This is a genomic window from Enterococcus florum (genome assembly GCF_004309355.1).
GTDB classification, from domain to species: domain Bacteria; phylum Bacillota; class Bacilli; order Lactobacillales; family Enterococcaceae; genus Enterococcus_A; species Enterococcus_A florum.
Window position 1 is genome coordinate 181,211 of sequence record NZ_BJCC01000010.1, and the last position, 20,459, is coordinate 201,669.

Annotated in this window: 20 protein-coding genes and 1 other annotated feature (1 of these 21 cut by a window edge); of the genes, 18 read left to right on the top strand and 2 right to left on the bottom strand. The window is 43.7% G+C overall.

The features are described from left to right. Window positions 1–40 precede the first annotated feature (40 nt). From NRIC_RS06985 to NRIC_RS07015, 7 genes are all read left to right on the top strand, one after another. Window positions 41–586, top strand: a complete 546-nt coding sequence (locus NRIC_RS06985) for a hypothetical protein (protein ID WP_146621976.1) — start codon at window positions 41–43, stop codon at window positions 584–586. 68 nt (window positions 587–654) lie between these two features. Next, the gene (locus NRIC_RS06990; protein ID WP_146621977.1) at window positions 655–1,629 is read left to right on the top strand and encodes a ribose-phosphate diphosphokinase; all 975 of its coding nucleotides are present in this window, start codon (window positions 655–657) and stop codon (window positions 1,627–1,629) included. 97 nt (window positions 1,630–1,726) lie between these two features. Next, the gene (locus NRIC_RS06995) at window positions 1,727–2,872 is read left to right on the top strand and encodes a cysteine desulfurase family protein (RefSeq protein ID WP_146622010.1); all 1,146 of its coding nucleotides are present in this window, start codon (window positions 1,727–1,729) and stop codon (window positions 2,870–2,872) included. 62 nt (window positions 2,873–2,934) lie between these two features. Beyond that, a complete protein-coding gene (locus NRIC_RS07000; protein ID WP_146621978.1) occupies window positions 2,935–3,282 on the top strand; it encodes a DUF1831 domain-containing protein in 348 nt (115 codons plus the stop codon). A gap of 130 nt (window positions 3,283–3,412) precedes the next feature. Then, a complete protein-coding gene (locus NRIC_RS07005; protein WP_146621979.1) occupies window positions 3,413–4,039 on the top strand; it encodes a hypothetical protein in 627 nt (208 codons plus the stop codon). 75 nt (window positions 4,040–4,114) lie between these two features. Continuing rightward, complete coding sequence (locus NRIC_RS07010; protein WP_146621980.1) at window positions 4,115–4,951, top strand: aldo/keto reductase; 837 nt, start codon at window positions 4,115–4,117, stop codon at window positions 4,949–4,951. A gap of 9 nt (window positions 4,952–4,960) precedes the next feature. Continuing rightward, window positions 4,961–5,566 (top strand): metallophosphoesterase family protein, encoded by a 606-nt coding sequence (locus tag NRIC_RS07015; RefSeq protein ID WP_146621981.1) that lies wholly within the window; start codon window positions 4,961–4,963, stop codon window positions 5,564–5,566. Between the two features lie 73 nt (window positions 5,567–5,639). On the opposite strand, the gene NRIC_RS07020 is transcribed toward NRIC_RS07015, so the two are convergent. Both NRIC_RS07020 and NRIC_RS07025 read right to left on the bottom strand, forming a co-directional pair. Next, entirely contained in the window at window positions 5,640–7,004 is a 1,365-nt protein-coding gene (locus tag NRIC_RS07020) for a PH domain-containing protein (RefSeq protein WP_146621982.1), read from the bottom strand. After that, window positions 7,001–7,378, bottom strand: coding sequence for a GntR family transcriptional regulator (locus NRIC_RS07025; RefSeq protein WP_146621983.1), 378 nt, complete (start codon window positions 7,376–7,378; stop codon window positions 7,001–7,003). The genes NRIC_RS07020 and NRIC_RS07025 overlap by 4 nt, the downstream gene beginning before the upstream one ends. A 157-nt stretch (window positions 7,379–7,535) precedes the next feature. Between NRIC_RS07025 and mnmA the strand changes: the two genes are divergently transcribed. The 11 genes from mnmA (at window position 7,536) to NRIC_RS07080 (ending at window position 20,246) form a co-directional block, all read left to right on the top strand. Continuing rightward, the gene (gene mnmA / locus NRIC_RS07030; RefSeq protein WP_146622011.1) at window positions 7,536–8,666 is read left to right on the top strand and encodes a tRNA 2-thiouridine(34) synthase MnmA; all 1,131 of its coding nucleotides are present in this window, start codon (window positions 7,536–7,538) and stop codon (window positions 8,664–8,666) included. A 94-nt stretch (window positions 8,667–8,760) separates the two neighbouring features. Beyond that, window positions 8,761–9,012, top strand: a complete 252-nt coding sequence (locus NRIC_RS07035) for a hypothetical protein (RefSeq protein ID WP_146621984.1) — start codon at window positions 8,761–8,763, stop codon at window positions 9,010–9,012. 195 nt (window positions 9,013–9,207) lie between these two features. Beyond that, window positions 9,208–9,579: a DUF1033 family protein gene (locus NRIC_RS07040; protein ID WP_146621985.1), complete on the top strand. Its 372-nt coding sequence runs from the start codon at window positions 9,208–9,210 to the stop codon at window positions 9,577–9,579. Next, window positions 9,518–11,590 carry a DNA topoisomerase 3 gene (locus NRIC_RS07045; RefSeq protein ID WP_146621986.1) on the top strand — a complete coding sequence of 691 codons (2,073 nt, stop codon included), beginning with the start codon at window positions 9,518–9,520 and terminating at the stop codon, window positions 11,588–11,590. The genes NRIC_RS07040 and NRIC_RS07045 overlap by 62 nt, the downstream gene beginning before the upstream one ends. Before the next feature lie 159 nt (window positions 11,591–11,749). Next, complete coding sequence (locus NRIC_RS07050; RefSeq protein ID WP_146621987.1) at window positions 11,750–14,428, top strand: sigma-54-dependent transcriptional regulator; 2,679 nt, start codon at window positions 11,750–11,752, stop codon at window positions 14,426–14,428. A gap of 122 nt (window positions 14,429–14,550) precedes the next feature. Beyond that, window positions 14,551–14,871: a PTS sugar transporter subunit IIB gene (locus tag NRIC_RS07055; protein ID WP_146621988.1), complete on the top strand. Its 321-nt coding sequence runs from the start codon at window positions 14,551–14,553 to the stop codon at window positions 14,869–14,871. A 17-nt stretch (window positions 14,872–14,888) separates the two neighbouring features. Then, window positions 14,889–15,215, top strand: coding sequence for a PTS lactose/cellobiose transporter subunit IIA (locus NRIC_RS07060; RefSeq protein ID WP_146621989.1), 327 nt, complete (start codon window positions 14,889–14,891; stop codon window positions 15,213–15,215). A 10-nt stretch (window positions 15,216–15,225) separates the two neighbouring features. Continuing rightward, complete coding sequence (locus tag NRIC_RS07065; protein ID WP_146621990.1) at window positions 15,226–16,371, top strand: GNAT family N-acetyltransferase; 1,146 nt, start codon at window positions 15,226–15,228, stop codon at window positions 16,369–16,371. 18 nt (window positions 16,372–16,389) lie between these two features. After that, window positions 16,390–17,652 (top strand): PTS sugar transporter subunit IIC, encoded by a 1,263-nt coding sequence (locus tag NRIC_RS07070; RefSeq protein WP_146621991.1) that lies wholly within the window; start codon window positions 16,390–16,392, stop codon window positions 17,650–17,652. A gap of 78 nt (window positions 17,653–17,730) precedes the next feature. Next, window positions 17,731–19,125: a glycoside hydrolase family 1 protein gene (locus tag NRIC_RS07075; protein WP_146621992.1), complete on the top strand. Its 1,395-nt coding sequence runs from the start codon at window positions 17,731–17,733 to the stop codon at window positions 19,123–19,125. A gap of 32 nt (window positions 19,126–19,157) precedes the next feature. Beyond that, window positions 19,158–20,246, top strand: a complete 1,089-nt coding sequence (locus NRIC_RS07080; protein WP_146621993.1) for a DUF871 domain-containing protein — start codon at window positions 19,158–19,160, stop codon at window positions 20,244–20,246. 81 nt (window positions 20,247–20,327) lie between these two features. Then, window positions 20,328–20,459: a binding site (T-box leader), on the top strand; it runs 94 nt beyond the window's last position.

Here is a 20,459-nt window from a genome sequence, read left to right on the forward strand (position 1 = left end):
CTAGAAGAATATACAAAAGAAATAGTCATAGGAGGAACAGATGGATTATCCGATCAATCAGTGGGTATCCTTACCTGCGGAACGATTCAAAACCTATCAGCATTGGAAGACACCAAGTGGTTTTTTGTGCGGCACCTATGCCAGCAGTGTGCTGTTAGCTTATTATCAAGATTATATCGATGAACAGATCCTGCCTGTGGATGTACGGCGGAAGGGAACGAGCAGCAATCGAACGATGATCCCTCAACTAAAGCCTTATCTGCAGCCGATTGATGCGCCCACGATGCCTGTTCAAATCAGTTTCGGTCTGTGCCGTTTTTTTGCTCATGTCAACAGTCCGTACCGCAGCCGATTTACCAGCGTCGGGGCTTGGCAGCGCGCGGTCAAACGAATCTCTGAAGGCAAGCCCGTGATGGTCGGCGTTTTGAAGGTTCTCGGAAGCACCTATGGCAATCACTGGGTAGTCGCATATGGTTTTTACGAATCTGCTGCAGGCAAACGCTACTATAAGATCCATGACAATTGGGGGAATTATCAAAAAATCATTCCTGCTTCATGGGCAAACGGCACCATTTCATTTCCTTAAAATAGTCATCAAGTTTATAAAAATATGTTAAACTATGGATACAGAATGCTTGGAGGGAAATCAACATCATGACGGAACAAAATAGCGAGAAGAAATTTAAGATCTTTAGTCTAAATGGGAACCAGCCTTTAGCAGAAAAGATCGCTGCTGTTTGTGGTACAAAGTTAGGGAAGTCTACAGTCAAACAATTTAGCGATGGCGAGATTGCTGTCAATGTCGAGGAGACCGTTCGGGGATATGATGTTTATTTGATCCAATCAACGAATGCACCGGTGAATGATCATTATCTAGAGCTTTTGATCATGATTGATGCTATGAAACGTGCGAGTGCAAAAACGGTCAACGTCGTTTTACCTTATTACGGTTATGCAAGACAAGACCGAACGGCTAAGCCGCATGAACCGATCACAGCAAAATTGATCGCCAATCTGCTTTCTGATGCGGGAGCAACTAGAGTGCTGACCCTCGATCTTCACACGGTCCAGGTACAAGGATTTTTTGATATTCCGGTGGACAATCTATTTACGATGCCATTATTCGCCCATTATTATCGCGAAAAAGGCATGGTGGGAGACGATTATGTCGTCGTTTCACCGAAGAACAGCGGGGTACAGCGTGCGCGCAGCTTGTCTGAATACCTGGATACGACGATTGCAATCGTTGATTTGACGGAAGAGGGCAATCCAGAAAGCGGCTATGTCATTGGTGATGTTGAAGGCAAAACTTGCATCATGGTGGATGATATCTTGAATACCGGCCAAGTATTCAAAACGGCGGCGAAAACCTTGAAAAAGAGCGGTGCCAAAAAAGTCGTTGCTTGTGCTTCCCATGGGCTATTGTCTGATTCTGCGAAGCAATGTTTAGATAAAACAGACATTAAAGATATTTGTATCACGGATTCCGTCTTAACAGACGAAAGCCGTCATCCAAAGAATTTGACGATCATTACTTGCTCTGATTTGATGGGCGAGGCAGTGAAACGAATCCATGATAATCAGTCGGTTAGTCCATTATTTACGATAGAAAAAAAGGATTATGAATAAAAAACGGATAAAAGGGCATTGTGGTGTCCTTTTTTTGTTTACAGCTGTCAACTTATGCTAGAATAAGCCTACTATGACTAAGAAAGGTTCGAGAAAAGTGGAAAGCATTTATTTAGATCATGCAGCAACAAGTCCGATGCACCCTGCGGTGATTGACGCAATGAGGGAGATCATGACCGATTATTTTGGCAATCCCTCCAGCATCCACGGGTTTGGACGGAAAGCTTCTGAAAAATTGGAAGAAGCCCGGGAAGTGATCGCAAACAGCCTTGAGGTGAAGCCCCATGAGATTATTTTTACCAGCGGCGGTACCGAAAGCGACAATACTGCGATCATCGAAACGGCTCGTTCACGTCAAAAAGAAGGCAAACATTTGATTACCACAGCAGTGGAACATCCCGCCGTTCTAAATACGATGCGCTATTTGGAAAAGGAAGGCTTTGAAGTCACCTATCTGCCGGTCGATCCACAAGGACACCTTTCCCTTGAAGCGTTAAAACAAGCATTACGGCCGGATACGACACTGGTTTCGATCATGTACGGCAACAATGAGATCGGAAATCTAATGCCGATCAAAGAGATCGGAGCAATGCTGAAGGAGCATCCTGCTTATTTTCATACCGATGCGGTTCAAGCCTATGGCAATCAAACGATTCGCCCTCACGAATGGGGAATCGATCTTCTCAGCACCTCTGCACATAAAATCAATGGCCCTAAAGGCGTAGGATTTCTTTTTAAAAATGATGCTGTCAGCTTGCCAGCATTGTTGCATGGCGGAGAGCAAGAGGAAAAACGCCGCCCTGGGACTGAAAATCTTGCTGGAATCTATGGAATGGCCAAGGCAGCGGCACTGTTGACAAAGGAAGAACGAACAGCCAGACAGGACGCCTACGAAACTTTTACGAGCTACATTCTGGAAGAACTAAAAAGAAAGCAGATCGAGTTTCATGTCAACGGCGATTTAGAAAATAAGCTGTCGCACGTCTTAAATCTGCAGTTTCCTGGCATCACCAATGATCTGTTATTGATGAAATTGGATTTGAAGGGCATGGCGATTTCCACTGGTTCAGCTTGTACGGCCGGAACGATTGATCCTTCTCATGTGCTCGAAGCCATGTACGGAAAGAACAGTCCTGAGGTCAAGGAATCCATTCGAATCAGCTTTGGCTATGGAAATACTCAAGCAGAGATTACCCGATTTACGGAAACCTTGATTCAATGCATCAAAGAACTGACAAAGTAGATTGAAATGCGAACAAAATCCCTCTATAATTAGATAGAATAGAAAATGAAGAGGTGATGATTATGGCATTTAACAAAACAGCAACTGTCCAAGGAGCAGCCGTGACTTACGCGATCGCGCCAAGTGCGAAAAAATATACGTTGCGGGACAATGGATTTACCGAAACAACTTCAGGAAACTTTCAACTGGTCCGACCGTTGGAAGCGACTCCGCAAAGTAAAGAAGGATTCAAGCTGAAGATTACCGTCGCTAAAGACCTTCAACAATTGAAGATGTCGATCACGACAGCCAACGGCCTAAAAACCGTCAATATTTTCAAGGACGAGAAGCATCAGCTGCTGCAGGAAAAATTCTATTTCTTGTTGGACGGAATGGTCGATCGTGGTTTATTTGTAAAAGAAGAAAACTAAACAAACGAAGCAATTTTTTGGGACCTCCCCGAGAAATTGTTTCTTTTTTTGCATGAGAAGCGGCATCTGGAATAGAGTATGGTACACTGGAATTACCAAGAAAAACTGTTGAAAAAGAGGTGAAGAGTTGATGCGAAAAATAAATACCATCCCTCCAGTCCATACGAACTCCACGTACAATCAAGAGGACTGTCTAACCGTTTCGATCGATGATTGCGCTTACTTGACCGAACAGTTTTCGCGCTATGGTGTAGAGGAATACCGTCTTTTTCGTTATGAAGGATCAGGGTATGTCACCAGGTATATGACGCATCGTCTGGAATTTTTGCCTTGTTGGGAATACAAGGACGGCTATATCGTGCCGCTGCTGTTTCGCGACATGCCTGACACCAAAAAAATGTTTGAAGAAGCGTTCCGTTGGCCGGCCTTTTTTAAATTGTTGGATTGGTATTTGGCCTATCGGCCGGAAAAGGCACTGATCCCAGTTCATGGGCCTTTGCAGGATCGAAGAGTCGTTGACACCGCTTATCTGATTTTCCGGCTGTCTGAAATTTGTGATGGTGCGGCTTTTCCCATCGGTCACCTAAACAATCTATCGGAATTTGAACAATGGAACCAGATTTTTCATTTGATCGATACCGGAAAGTATTTTCGACGCCGCAAGGATTTTGATCCCACTCAGCTGGACGATCTGACCCAGCTGGAGGTCGTGATCGCAATCATTAAAATGAGGTATCAGCAGGAAGGTTACAGCTAGTTTTGGTCGTAACCTTTTTGATTTTTTGGTGAAACAGGTATACTAAAACGAAACGAGGTGAAGGAAGTGAGTATTATGATGGATGCAAAGGAAATTCCTGCTATCGGTCTAGGCACGTGGCATATGGGCGATGACCCAGCAAAACGAGAGCAGGAGATCCAAGCATTGCGCGCAGGGATTGAAGCAGGAGCAAAAGTGATCGATACAGCAGAAATGTACGGCGACGGACGTTCCGAACGCTTGGTAGGAGAGGCCATCGCTGCTTTTGCCCGCGAGGATCTCTATTTAGTTTCTAAATTTTATCCATGGCATGCTGGAAAAGAAGACTTAGAAGCCACCTTGGATAAAAGCTTAGCACGTTTAAGGACTGATTACTTAGATTTGTACTTGCTTCACTGGAGCGGCAATGTGCCGTTGGAAGAAACGGTAACTGAGCTGGAGCGTTTAAAGAAAACCGGAAAAATCGTCCATTGGGGCGTGTCAAATTTTGATGTTGACGAGATGCAAGCGCTGTTCGAAGTGCCGCAGGGAACCCAGTGCTTGACGAATCAAGTCTTGTATAATCTGGGCAGCCGAGGGATCGAATATGACCTGCTGCCCTGGATGCGAGAGAAAGACCTGCCTCTGATGGCTTATTCACCGATTGCTCAAGGAGATACCTTGGGTGGTGATCTGCGTAACAATTCGGTCTTGAAATCGATCGCCGATCTGCACCATCGAACCGTTTTTCAGATTTTGCTGGCTTGGGCTGTCCGAGACGGCTCTACTCTGGCGATTCCGCAATCTGGCGATGCTGAGCATGTGAGAGACAATTTGCAAGCACTGAACATTCGGCTGAGCGAAGAGGAATGTGCTCTGATCGATCAGGAGTTTCCGCCACCAAGCCACAAACAACCATTAGATATATTGTAGGTGATTCGGATGAAATTTTTTATTTCTGACACGCATTTTTTTCACGAACGATTACTAGGCGACAATGACTTTGCGCCGCGTTTATTCGAGACGGTTGAGGAGATGAATCGACAAATGGTAACCAGCTGGAATGCTGTGGTGAAAGAGCGGGACACCGTCTATCATTTAGGCGATGTGGCGATGCATCCATTGTACGAAAAAGGCAATCTGGAGGTGCTGGAGCAATTGATTCAGTTGAACGGAAGGATCGTTTTTATTAAAGGCAATCACGATTCTCGATCATTTTTCAATTTTTTAGCTGATCATGACCCAAAACAGAAAGACGGCAGTTCTAAATTTGAGTTTCATGATGTCGGAACGATCGTCAAATTCAATCATCATCAATACTATTTGACTCATTACCCGATGCTGCTGGGCAAGACCCTGAATATCCGAAATCTGCATGGGCATATTCATCACTACAGTATTCCTATTGCCGAAGATATCAATGTCGGTGTTGATGCACCCGAAAGAGCGTTACTTCAAAGACCTTTGCCGTTCGGGACACCGATCTCAGAAAACTTGATCGATGAGATCGCTGCAGCTAAGATGCAGGAAATGGAAAAATTAAAATAGAAAGTCAGGAACAAACACCCTCCTAAAAACGGATGGCTGGGATCGTTTGTCCTGACTTTTTTGATTCATCGAACTAGTTGTGTTTTGCTTTGAGTCGTTGGTAGTCTGTCAGCGTTTGTTTTGCATCGCGGTTTGTATAGTAATAGTCGCGATCGGCGGTCTTGATCTTTAGAATAGGTGTGGACCGGTGATCCACCAAGAAAGTGGCAGCTTTTCCTTTTACACGGAAACTGCCCACCGCATAGTTTTCAGTGGCCATCCCGTTCGTCCGGGTTCCGCTATTTGGCAGCTGTTCGAGCAAAGCGACCTGCTGGATCTTTTTTAACGGAATCCTCTTTTTTCCAACATAGGGACCGTCCAATCGCACCTGATGCTCCGATACCTGAAGCGTCATTGGATTCGGATGAAAATCCAAAACGTACAGCGGCACGATGGAGATGAACATAGTCACTACCAAAATCACACCAGTAATCCCCAAAAAGATTTTTCCGCCGACACGAGCCAGATTGACCGAGAGGTTGAAGCCGATTCGATCAGGGACCATTAGTCTGCGGTCATCTGGATTGTAATAGAAGCCATATCGCCAATAATAGTCATCGCCATGGTAACGAAAAGAAGAAGTCTGAGCCAATAAGGCATCTTGTTTCCTTCTCAAACGGAACAACCAGTAGAAGGTAAAGGCGCAAAAAAACAGCAGCAGCAGAAAAAGTACGAATGCGATCATTGAAAATACGGAAGCGGACAGTACCAGCGACCAGGCAGGTAAGAGCGTTAAAAATGGAAAGAGCCAGCTGATCACCAGCATTAAAAAGGACCAATGAAATTTTGTCAGATCATTGTATTGTTGATTGATTGCTTGATCGTCTGTCAATGCTTTTACCGGCAAGCGGCTGATGCCGTACCAAATTGCAAGAAACAGCAGCTGGAGTCCGAACGAGAGCAGCACAAACAACCAAGTCAGTTGCCCGCTTCGCATGAAATGAACGGGCAGCAAGCATAGCAGCAGGCTGGGTAAAAACCATTTAATGGAAACCAGTCGCTGATTTTTGTTCATGATTAATTGGGTATCCACTTGGATCGGGACTTCTACGACTTGCCACTCGTTTTTGACGATCAATTCTCTCATCCGCCGAATATAGCGAATTTGCAAAAAGAAACTCAACGACACCATAAAAATCAGCAGGAAGAACAGCGTCATGAAAATCGAATCCTTCATTGGAACCAGTAGAACCAGTGAAAAAAGACTTAGTATCCCTGCCAGTTGAAATTGGCGCTTTCGATAATGCATAGTCAGAGCCAACACGTCAGGATGCTTCAACTTGTCCAGCGGCAAAGTATTCTCAAGCACGACATGGTTGTGGGGTTTTGCAGCTAACGACATCATAAAGGCCATTAACAGGTAACAGGGAATCATTATGAACACCATGAATATTCTCATTGCAGCTCGTCCTTTCGAAAGTCATTCAAAATTTGCTTGATCAATTTGTCTAGCTGCTGCTTGTCCATTCCGGACAAGACCAGTTCCGCCAAGAGCAAGGTCAAAGCAGATTCTTTTTCTTTGGTTTGTGTAACTGGCAACTCGGCGACGACCGTTCCTTTGCGGCGATCTGCTAAGAGATACCCTTCTTCTTTCAATAATTGGTAGCCTTTAGAAACAGTCATGCTGTTCACGCCCAGCTCGTCAGCGATTTGTCGAACCGTCGGCAGCTGTTCGCCCGGCCTCAATTCTCCTTTGGCAATGCCGATAATGATCTGCTGTCGCAATTGGCGGTAAATCGGCTCATCTGAATGAGGATCAATTTCTAAGATCATTTGAACTCCTCCTTTGTATTATTTATATTAATACAAACAATACAAAAAAGCAATTTGAAAAGAAATAGTCGAAAAATCCCCCGTTTTGTCGTATAATACGTCATACTGAAAGATGCGACCTTCAAATCGTAGAATTTTCGGAATCTATAATGAAATGATGGTGAAAAATGTGTCAAACAGCAACACACGCGTCGTCGTCGGCATGAGCGGCGGGGTCGATTCATCAGTCACAGCTCTTTTATTGAAGGAGCAAGGCTATGATGTGATCGGTATTTTCATGAAAAATTGGGATGACACGGATGAAAACGGGGTGTGCACCGCTACAGAGGATTACAAGGACGTAGCCAAGGTGGCAGCTCAAATTGGGATTCCCTACTATTCTGTTAATTTTGAAAAAGAATATTGGGATCGAGTATTCGAGTATTTCTTGGCGGAATACCGTGCAGGTCGTACACCGAATCCAGATGTGATGTGCAACAAGGAAATCAAGTTCAACGCGTTTCTTGATTATGCCATGAGTTTAGGAGCAGATTATGTAGCGACTGGACATTATGCCCAAGTGAAAACGGACGAAAACGGCGTTGTTCATATGCTCCGTGGCGTGGACAATAACAAAGATCAAACGTACTTTTTGAGCCAATTGTCTCAAGAACAATTAGCAAAAACGATGTTTCCTTTAGGCGGAATGGAGAAATCGGAAGTACGGGCTATTGCGGAACGTGCTGGATTGGCCACTGCGAAGAAAAAGGATTCGACAGGTGTTTGCTTCATCGGCGAGAAAAACTTCAAAGAATTTTTGAGCAACTATCTGCCAGCTAAAAAAGGCAACATGGTGACTTTAGATGGAGAAGTTAAAGGGCAGCATGATGGATTGATGTATTACACGATCGGTCAACGCCAAGGTCTAGGGATTGGCGGCGGCGGCAAAACTCAAGAACCATGGTTTGTGATCGGAAAAGATCTAAGTACGAATACATTGTACGTTGGACAAGGCTTCCATCATGATGCGTTGTATGCGACCAGCTTGGATGCCAGCGAGATTCATTTCACCACAAATGATCTGAAAGAACAGGAATTTCGTTGCACTGCTAAATTCCGTTATCGCCAACAAGATGTGCCTGTCACTGTTCGTTTACTGGACAATGATCGAGCAGAGGTGATGTTTGATGCGCCTGTTCGAGCGATCACTCCGGGACAAGCGGTTGTTTTCTATGACGGCATGGAATGCTTGGGCGGTGGATTGATCGACCATGCGTATAAAGAAGCTAAGACGCTTCAATACATTTAATGAAGAAAAACAGTGATTCGAATGATGAATCGCTGTTTTTTTCATGGGAAGAATATGCTACTATGGGTTAGACAGAGAAGGGAGTGCAGAGAGAATGCTGCCTATGGACTGGTTTGTTGTTGGACTATGTGGGCTTTGTGCGATCATTTCGGGATACAGCATTTTATTGTTGAATCGAGAAAAGGGGAAACGCTTTATTTTGGGAGCTGTGATCAGTGGAATTGCTTCGATGGTGATTTACTACTATTATTTTGCGGAAAATGAGCAATTCATTTTCACGTGCATCTATTACAGTTTCTGGATTTTAAGTGCCTTGTTTTTTGCAAAGCGGTCAAAAAGAGCTTAAAAACAGCAAAAGACTTTCTATTTCAATGGAAGGTCTTTTATTCTTTCAAAAATGAGATACTCAATTCTTGACTGTTGTGATAAAGTAGAGATGAGAGAATCAGCAGAAAAATGAAAAATTTTGATGGGAAACAGAACACTTGAAAAAAATGTATTTGCTCTTTATGATGTCCTTTGAGAGAAAAGGGGGAACCACATGTATCAAGTAATAAAAATGTATGGGGATAATGAGCCATGGTGGTTTTTTGAAGACTGGAAAGAAGATGTGACTGAGGAAAAGGTTTTTGATTCTTTTCAAGAAGCCGAAGCTTATTATTTGGATCAATGGCACAAAATGTCCAATGACTATCACTTACACAGTGCAAAACATAATTATCTTAGTGCGTTTTGGAATGAAGACGATGAACGCTGGTGTGAAGAATGCGATGATTACCTGCAGCAATATTGGGGTCTGGCATTGTTAGAAAACGATCAGCCGTTAACGATCGAGAGCAGAAAGGAACTTTATGAAACAACTAATTCTAGCGGAAAAGCCAAGTGTTGCAAAAGACTTAAGCAAGGTGCTTAACGCGACTCAAAAACATAAGAACTATTACGAAGGACCCAAAGTAATCGTTACTTGGGCCCTTGGTCATTTATTGGGCTTAAAAATGCCCGAAGATCTGAACAAGGACTGGCAAAGCTGGCAGATGGAAACACTGCCGATGATCCCAAAATATATCGGGACCAAGCCATTGCCAAAAACGCGCGGCCAATTAAAAACGATCCAACAGCTGGCCAAACGCAATGACGTCTCCGAAGCAGTGATTGCTACAGATGCGGGTCGTGAGGGAGAGCTGGTCGCACGTTGGATTTTAGAATATGTCAAATTCGACAAGCCGGTCAAACGGCTATGGATCTCTTCTCAAACCAATAAAGCTATCAAGGAAGGGTTCAGCAAATTGAAGCCAGCCAAGGAATACGACAACCTGTATTATTCGGCTTTAGCCAGAGCCAAGGCCGATTGGTTAGTTGGCTTAAACGTAACTCGTGCACTGACTGTTAAATACGAAGACAATTTATCTGCCGGAAGGGTACAAACGCCGACATTGTCCTTAGTGCGTCAACAGGAGAAAAAAATCGAGAAATTTCGCCCGCAAAATTATTTTGTCATCTCGCTGCAGGTAGAGGATCAAAAGGCAAAAATGAATCAAAAAAATCCTTATGCGATCACCGAACGAGAGGCAGCAGAAAAATTGGTTAAAGAATTGGGGCAGCAAAAAGGCACGGTCACAGAGATCGTTGAAAAGGAAAAGGTAGAGCCCGCTCCCTTGCCGTATGATCTAACCGAGATCCAGCGAGAAGCAAATGCGCGCTATCAATTTTCGGCCAAAAAGACGTTGTCTCTTGTACAAAGCCTTTATGAAGTGCATAAGATTGTCACGTATCCTCGGACAGACAGCAAATATCTGACCAGCGATATGAAGGCGACAATGAAGGAACGCTTGCAGGCCGTCAGTGATTTTGCGCCTGAAGTAAAAATTTATATCAAAAATGGCGGACAGGTCAGACAAACGAAGGTCTTCCAAGACAGTAAAGTGACAGATCATCATGCTTTGCTGCCGACAGAACAACGCCCTCGCTATGAAAAGCTTTCAAACGATGAACAACGCATTTACAGTATGATTGTCTCTCGGTTTTTGGGCTTATTTGCAGAACCTCACAAGGAGAGCCAGCAAAAAGTCACTGTAATCTTTGGCAGTCAAAGCTTTACCTTTAGACAAGCCAAGATCCTGACAGCCGGCTGGAAGAAAACGGAGACCGCAACAAGTCAGATCCAATGGCAAAAAGGCATGCGAATCCAACCAGATTTTAGTATTGAAAAAGCGTTGACTACACCGCCTAAACCTCTGAATGAGGGAACTTTATTGGGGTTGATGGAGAAACACAGCCTAGGAACGCCAGCGACTCGTGCAGAAATCATCGAGAAATTGATCAAATCTGAGCTGATGGAACGAACGCCAAACGGCTTGCAGGTAAGTCCGAAGGGAAAACAACTATTGGAATTAGTCAATCCTTCTCTTGTGACTCCAGAGCTGACTGAAAAATGGGAAAAACAATTAGAAGCCATTGCCAACGGTCGGTATTCTGGCAAACAGTTTTTGAAAGAAATCGAAGAGGATACCAAAAAATTGGTGCTTGAAGTCAAGCAGAGCGAGCAAAAGTATCAGGATTTCTCAATCACGCAGAAAAAGTGTCCGGAATGCGGCTCCTTCCTGCGTGAGAAAAATACGCGTGACGGGAAAGTTTACAACTGTACGAACCCAGAGTGTAATTACCGTCGGCGGAAAGATCCCAAAGTCTCCAATCACCGTTGCCCTCAATGCCACCGCAAGATGGAAATCATTGACGGAAAGAACGGCGCTTACTTCCGTTGCAAGTACGATGGAACGACAGAAAAAATGCCGACCAAAAATGATCGTAAGAAAAAAATGACCAAGCATGAAGAACGGCGCTTATTGAAAAAAATCAATACCCAAGAGGAGCCGCAGGAAAGCGCGTTGGCTCAAGCGTTGAAAGCAGCGATGGAAAAAGAATAAATGAGTAAGACAAATCTTTCGAGGTTTGTCTTTTTTTGATAGATCTCAAAGATCAACAGTTGCGAGAGTGTATTCAAAGAAAACGATTACTAGAATTTTTTTACAAAAGCAAGTATAATTAAAATTGGTTTATACCGTTTCTTCATAGGAGGTGCTGTTTTGAAAGGCAGAAAAGAAGAAGTCTTAGATGTTTTAACACAGGAGAATCGTGAGTGGACGGCGCAAGAGCTGGCTGAAAAGATGGCAATTGACCGCACGAATATCAGCCGCTATTTGAATGAACTTACAAAAGACGGTTCTGTCAAAAAAATTGACGGTCGCCCAGTCAAGTTTCAGGTGATCGCTAAAACTGCGGATAGTCACATCACGTTTGATAACTTGATTGGACGGGAAGAATCTTTAAAGAGTCAAATCCAAAAATCCAAAGCCGCGATTTTGTATCCACCCAGGGGCTTGCACACGATCATCTTCGGAGAAACCGGAACCGGCAAGACCATGTTTGCGGAGTGTATGTATCGCTTTGCGGTTTCATCAGGTGTTCTGGATGCCAGTGCACCATTTATCACATTTAACTGTGCTGACTATGCCCAAAATCCTCAGTTGTTGTATGGACATGTGTTTGGTGTTAAACGCGGGGCATTTACCGGGGCAGAAGAGACGCGGGAGGGCTTGATGGCTCAAGCGGATGGTGGGATTCTTTTCTTAGATGAGATTCATCGACTGCCGCCGGAAGGACAGGAGATGCTGTTTACCTTCATTGACAAAGGTGTTTTTCGACCCTTGGGCGACAGCCAGGAGCATACCGCTTCTGTCCAAATATTAGGAGCCACTACTGAAACTAGTGCGACCTTTTTATCTACCTTCAATCGACGAATTCCTATGCAAATCGAACTGCCTTCGTTAGAAGAACGGTCATTGGATGAACGGTTAGACATCATCAAAGAGTTTCTGCAGCAAGAATCCAATCGGCTGATGCAAGACATCACCATCGATAAACGCAGCCTGCTCGCGTTTCTACTATATAAAGTGGAAGGCAATATCGGTCAATTAAAACGAGATTTAAAGCTGGTTTGTGCCAAAGCTTTTTTACACTATCAAACAAAAAGTGATTCAGAAAAACTGCTGATCACGGAGGAAGACCTTCCTGTCAATGTCCAAAAGGGGTTATTACATATGAAGGACAAACCGGAACAGCTAGGTCCCTTCATGGATCGAAAAAATCTATTTCTGAGCTTCAAGCCTGGTACCGAAGAGGTTGTCTGGGGCCAGGACCCTACTAAGAACATGGATGTCTATCATTCGATCACCTATAAATTAGACAATTTGAACCGTGAGAATTTATCAGAGATCGATTTGGAGGAATTGATTACCGAGGATGTCGAGCAGTATTTTGAAACGTATGTCGAAGAATTGTCGCATACCAATGCGTATCGTGAAATAATTTCTGACGATCTTTGGAGCTTGATCAACGAGATGTATGAGATCGCTTCGAAAAAATTAGAACGTACCTATGAAGAAAAAGTGCGGTTCGCTTTTGCACTGCATCTAAATTCAACAATCGAACGGATTCGAGCCAATCAGATCATTCCTCATCCGAATCTAAATGAAATCCGCCGAAAGTATTCAAAGGAGTTTCAACTGGCCATCGAATTGTCTGGACGGATCGAGGAAGAATACGATGTGATGATTCCGTTGGATGAGATTGGCTTTATCACGATGTTCTTGACGATGGAAACCAGCGTCGATACTTCGGAGGTAGAAAAGCAAGTAGAGGTTATCGTAGTCATGCACGGACGCTCAACTGCTTCAAGTATGCTGGAAACCGTTCAGGAATTGTTAGGAATTCAATACGGCAGAGCCTTCAACATGCCATTGACTGTCAAAACAGAAGAGATGTACCGTACGATCCGCAATCAGATCGCCGAGTCAAAGGAAGACTTTTCAGAAGGGATCATCTTGCTGACTGACATGGGATCGCCAAATAATTTTGGGAATTTGATTTATCACGAGATGGGGATTCGTACTAAGGTTATCACCATGGCCAGCACGATGCTGGTATTGGAAAGTGTCCGACTGGCAATTCTCGGACGTTCATTAGAAGATATTTACCACAGTGTCGTCGGTATGTTCAATAACCTGATTCAAATGGAGCAGCCAGAACCAAAGGATGAGAAAAAGGTTATTATCGTGGCCTGTTTTACTGGGGAAGGTGTTTCTAAGAAGCTCAATCAAGTTGTTTCTCAGCTGGTAGATCCAGATGAATTTGAAGTGATTCAAATGCAGTCGTTGGAGCGCGAAAGCTTTAAGCATAAAATCGACCAGCTGATTGCTCGAAAAGACATCGTGGCGATCGTCGGCACGATGGAGATCCATTACCAAAAAATTCCATTCGTACCAGCGTTGAACTTGTTCAATCGGCAAAAGATTTTGGAATTTCAGGACATCCTTGGAACCAAAATTTCCCTGCCAGAAATGGCTGAATCATTGACGGATGATTTCTCGCCGGAAATCGATGTCAGAAAACTCTTCAACATGACGGAAGAAGGGATTCAACGGATTCGGAAAAACCGTGGACTGATCATTGATCCAAACGTGCTTCAGGGAATGATGATCCATATCGCTTTTGTAGTAGACAAAATAAAGAAAGACCTGCAACGACCAGAGTTTCCTGAGCTTTATCACTATCGTCAGGAGAACATCTCGATGTTTGCGGAGGTGACGATGCAGCTCAAACCACTGGAGCAGGCCTTTGAGGTTATACTGACAGAAGATGACAAAGCCTATATCGTCAAAACCTTTCTTGATAATAGTATTGAATTGGGATTGCACAGTGTGTAATCCCTTTTCTTTTTGTGTGTAAAGTCAAACCCTTATCAGATCAAGGAAAACGCTTTGAAAAACTTGGCACGATAGTTGCTTTATATAAAGTGAACCTATCAAAAAACAAGGAGAGAAAAATCATGAGAAGAATTATGTTAGTATGTTCAGCTGGAATGAGTACAAGTTTATTAGTGACAAAAATGGAAAAAGCAGCTGCAGATCAAGGCGTCGAAGCAGATATTTTCGCAGTTTCAGCTTCTGAAGCAGATGAAAAATTAGAAGATGCAGCCAAACCAGTCGACGTTTTGCTATTAGGCCCCCAAGTTCGTTTTATGAAAGCACAGTTTGAAGAAAAATTAGCAGGAAAAAATATTCCATTAGATGTGATCGATATGAAGGACTACGGCATGATGAATGGCGAAAGCGTACTGAAAACAGCGATCGAATTGATGGATCAATAAAAGGAGTTGGTTTGACAATGAGTGAGCAAATGACGCAAGAACAATTGGAAGCGGTAATGGGATTGATCATCAATGCTGGAAATGCCAAAAGCGATGCTATGGAAGCTATCCAAGCAGCCAAAAAAGGCGACTTTCAAGCCGCGGAAGAAAAATTGAAAACGGCTGAACAGGGCTTAGTGGAAGCCCATCACGCCCAAACCGGTCTGCTGACAGCTGAAGCAAGCGGCAATCCAATGAATGTTACACTTTTGGCAGTTCACAGTCAGGATCACTTGATGACTGCTATCACGTTCAACGATCTTGCGAAAGAAGTAGTTGAAGTGTATCAGCGTTTAGCAGAGTAGGAGTGAGTACATGAAACTGCTGAAGGATCGGCAAACACTGCAAGCTGTTGCCGATTTGATCGAATATGCCTTTAATAAGCGGCAGTCGGTCATGAAGGACCCGTTGTTCCTGTCAAGATATGAGCATGCGGATTGCTATGGGACTTTCCAAAAAGAGCGATTAAGCAGCCTGGTGATGGTCAATCATTTTAAAGTTCGGCTTTTTTCAGAAACGATTCCGATGGCTGGTATCGGCTATGTGGCCAGTTATCCAGAATTCCGCGGAAAAGGCGGCGTTTCGGATGTGATGCGCGAAATTTTGCATGACCTGCATCAGCAGCAAATTCCTTTCGCACAGCTGGCACCTTTTTCAGAGCCCTTTTATCGTCAATTCGGCTTTGAACGAACGATCCGCCAAAAGCTTTATCACATCCCTGCTGATCAGTTTCGCTTCTTTAAAAGTGAAGCGGCAGGAGAGGTCCGACGTGGAAACTGGCAAGAAATGCAGCAGGAGATTATGACGCTTCATCAGCGTTTCATTGAAAGAGATCAGCTCGCGACAGTTATTAGAGAAAAATGGTGGTGGGATCGCTTGGATGCGTACTTCCCATTCCGCTTTTACACCGTGTGCGATGATCCGCAAGGAAGGGCCTGCGGTTATCTGATTTATCGACTTGAAGGAAGCACCTTTAAGATCGATGAACTGGGTTATGAGAACGTCTTTGCTTTGCGAAAGCTATTGAGCTATGTCAAAGCGCACGTTTCTTCATTTTCGGACTTTACCTATGCAGCGCCGATTCATGAATGCTTAGAAGATTGTTTCAGTGAACAAGCAGGCATCACAATCAATCAGCAGCCTTATATGATGAGTCGAATCATCAATTTCGAGCAATTATTACATTCTCCTTCTTTTGAAATCGATGGACGAATCATTGAAGTGACGGAGGATGCTGTTTGTCCTTGGAACAAAGGTCAATGGCGGGTGCAAGCTGGGAGAGTTGAAAAAGTTTCAGGAAAGCAAGCAGATATTTTAGGGTCAATCGAGGCCTGGACAGAATTGATAGTAGGCAGCTTAACGATCGACCAAGCGGTCCTGCTCGGCAAGATAGAAGTGAGAGAGAACAAGGATACAGCGATCGTAAAAACAGGCAAAACCTCATTTTACGATTATTACTAAATTTAGGGGGATATCTCAATGGATGGATTTATTAATTTTATGGAACGGCGCTTTATTCCAGTAGCGTCTAAAATCGGCGCACAGCGACACTTAGTTGCAATTCGTGATTCATTTATGGTTACCATGCCGCTGATGATCTTAGGGGCCTTGGCGGTTATGATCAATAACCTATCGTTGACCATTCCAGCTTTCGGCAACTTTATGAATGGCATTTTTGGCGGCGAATCTTGGAAAGGATTCGGCGGAGGCGTTTGGAACGGAACTTTTGGTGTGTTATCTGTCTTTATTGCCTTTCTAGTTGCTTATAATTTGGCAAATGGTTACGGCAAAGACGGTATTTCAACTGGTGTTGTTTCAGTAGCCTGCTTCTTTACATTAGGTGCAGCTACCAGCGGCATGAACTCTAGCGGTTTATTCGTCGCTTTGATCGTCGCGATTGTTGTGACTGAACTATTTCGTCGTCTTTTGGGCAATCCTAAATTGATTGTTAAAATGCCTGATGGCGTTCCGCCAGCAGTTGCAAAATCATTTGCGGCATTGTTCCCAGCAATGATTACGATTTCTTTATTCGGGTTAGTTGCAGCAGTTATCGCAGGTTTTGGTGTTGAAGATATGTTTGCATCTTTCTATGCAATGGTACAAGAACCATTCATGGGCTTGGCGAATTCCTATGGTTCAGCATTACTGATTGCTTTCATTACGCCATTCTTATGGTTCTTTGGGTTGCATGGTGCCAACATGATCGACCCATTCATGCAAGCGATCAATGCGCCAGCCATTGAAGCAAATATGGCAGCACTTAGCGCAGGGGAAACAGCTCCTTATATCGTAAACAAACCATTTATCGATTCATTCGTTAACATGGGGGGAACTGGGGTAACCCTTGGCTTGATCATCGCAATTTATTTAGTAGGGCGTAAGCATAAAGCATTTATGGTCGTAAACAACTTGGCAGCAGCTCCTGGCGTATTCAACATCAATGAGCCATTAATGTTTGGTTTGCCGTTGGTATTGAACCCAATCATGTTCATTCCATTTATTTTAACGCCAATGGTCTGTGTAACGACTGCTTACTTTGCTACAAAATTCGGCTTAGTGCCGCCAGCAACTGTTATGCCACCATGGGTAACACCACCAATCTTAGGCGGATTCTTAGCAACACAAAGTATTTCTGGTGCGGTATTATCCGCAGTGAACTTAGCAATTTCAATCGTTATGTATATGCCTTTCGTTATGCTTTCTACTAAGCAAGAATTAAAACGCGAAGCACAAGCAAATTAATCAATGGGGATTCGAGGATCGATGGGTCCTTGAATCCCTTTGTTAGTCAAAAAACTTTTTAGAAGCAGGGAGAAGAAAATGAAACAATTTCCAGCAAATTTTTGGTGGGGCGCAGCGACTTCAGGCCCACAAAGCGAAGGACGTTTTAATAAACAGCATGCCAACGTTTTTGATTACCATTATGAGATCGAACCAACTGCTTTTTATGATCAGGTGGGGCCAGACACCGCCTCTAATTTTTACAACAGCTACAAAGAAGACATTCGCATGATGCGCTCGATCGGGATGAACAGTCTGCGTACCAGTATTCAATGGAGCCGTTTGATCGATGATTTAGAAACCAATACAGTGAATGAAGATGCTGTGCGTTATTACAACGATGTAATCAATACGATGTTGGAAGAAGACATGACGCCGGTAATGAATTTGCATCATTTTGACCTGCCGGTGGAATTATTTGATAAATATGGTGGTTGGGAATCGAAAAAAGTAGTCGATTTATACATCGGGTTTGCCAAACGCTGTTTTGAATTGTTTGGCGATCGCGTAAAATATTGGGCGACTCACAACGAGCCAATGGTAGTAGTAGAAGGAGAATACCTTTTCCAATTTCATTATCCAAACATTGTAGATGGTAAAAAAGCCGTTCAAGTGGCTTACAATTTGAATCTTGCTTCGGCTAAAGCCATTCAAGCATTTCGTAAGCTGGCCATTGAGGATGCGCAAATTGGCACCATTTTGAATTTGACGCCAACCTATGCGGCTTCCGACAGTGCAGAGGATCAAGAAGCAGCTCGAATTGCAGAGCTTTGGAACAACAAAATGTTCTTAGAACCAGCGATTTACGGCCATTTCCCAGCGGAATTGGAAGAACTGTTGTCCAACGACAACGTTTTATGGGAAAGTACGGATGAAGAAAAAGCGATTTTGCAGGAAAACACGGTTGATTTCCTTGGGGTGAACTTTTATCACCCAAATCGAGTGAAGGCGCCTGATGTTGCTCCAAATTCAGTGGGCTCTTGGATGCCAGACCGTTATTACGATGCGTTTGACATGCCTGGAAGAAGAGTAAACCTGGATCGCGGCTGGGAGATCTACCCAAAGGCGTTGTACGATATCGCCGTAAACATCAAAGAGAATTACAAAAATATCCCTTGGTATGTCTCTGAAAATGGGATGGGGGTCTCAAATGAGACGCGCTTTTTGAACCAAGAGGGCATAATCGAAGATGACTATCGAATTGACTTTGTACAGGAGCATTTGGAATGGCTGCATCAAGGAATCGAAGAAGGTTCGAATTGCTTCGGTTATCATATGTGGACACCAATTGACTGCTGGTCTTGGTTGAATGCTTATAAAAATCGATATGGCTTTATCTCCAACGACATCCACACACAAATCAAAACTATTAAAAAATCAGGTTACTGGTTCAAAGAAGTAGCTGAACAAAATGGGCTAACAGAACTCCAATAAAATAAGCAAAAACACCGTACAGGAGGACATTCATGAAGCGAGAATTAGGAATTTCCGTTTACCCGGATCACAGCGATCCCCAAAAAGACCGGGAATACATTAAAAAGGCTGCTGATCTGGGGTATCAACGGATTTTTATGAGCATGCTTGAGGTAACTGAAGGTAAAGAAAAAGTAAGCCAGAAGTTCAAGAGTATCATTGAATATGCTAAAAACTTAGGATTTGAAACGATTTTAGATATTGCTCCTTCGATTTTTGATGACTTAAAAATTTCCTATGATGACTTAGGTTTCTTTGCGGAACTAGGAGCACAAGGGATTCGTTTGGACGAGGGATTTGACGGTAGTAAAGAGGCAATGCTGACGTACAATCCTTATGGGCTAGCAATCGAATTGAATATGAGCAACAATGTGGCCTATCTGGAAAATATTTTATCCTATGAAGCCAATCAGCCATTCTTATACGGCTGCCACAATTTTTATCCGCAAAGAGGCAGCGCGTTACCATATGACTTCTTTGTTTCGTGCAGCCAGCGCTTTAAAAGGCACGGGATCAAAACAGCAGCCTTTATCACAAGTCATCAAGCCGAATATGGGCCTTGGGATATCAATGATGGATTGCCGACATTGGAGATGCATCGGGATTTGCCGATCGATCTGCAGGCTCGTCACATGTTTGCGACTGGTTTGATCGATACGGTCATCATTGGAAATGCCTATGCCTCAGATGAAGAACTGGAAAAGGTAGCGGCAGTAGACCGTTACAAACTTAGTTTGGGTATCGAGATGGTGGCTGAAGCAAGTGAGATAGAACGCAAAATTATTTCGGATACGAAGCATTTTCGTCGTGGCGATATCACTGCTCTCATGGTTCGCTCTACTCAGGTTCGAGTGAAGTACAGTGACACAGAGAATCCGCCGCATGATCATCAACAGGAATTTAAAATCGGAGATGTCGTGATCGGCAATGATGACTTTGGAAAGTATAAAAATGAATTGCAGATTATCCTAGAGCCGCATACAGATGCCCGGAAAAACCTGGTCGGCAGAATCCCCGAAGAAGAACTGGTCTTGCTGGAGTATTTGCGGCCATGGACCAAATTCCAATTTGTTGAAAAATGAGCCTTATCCAAAAATTAAAAAATGATGACAAAATTGATTGACAAATAATCCGCAGCGGTGTAAAGTTAGAAACAACTTAATCGAACGACAATGAAAAGAAGAGTAGCAGGTCATTCGCTTTTAGAGAGTCTCTGGCAGGTGGAAAGAGGCAGCGGGGAGTTGTGAACCACATCTTTGAGTCGATCAGCTGAATCAGTAGGCTGATCCGGGAGA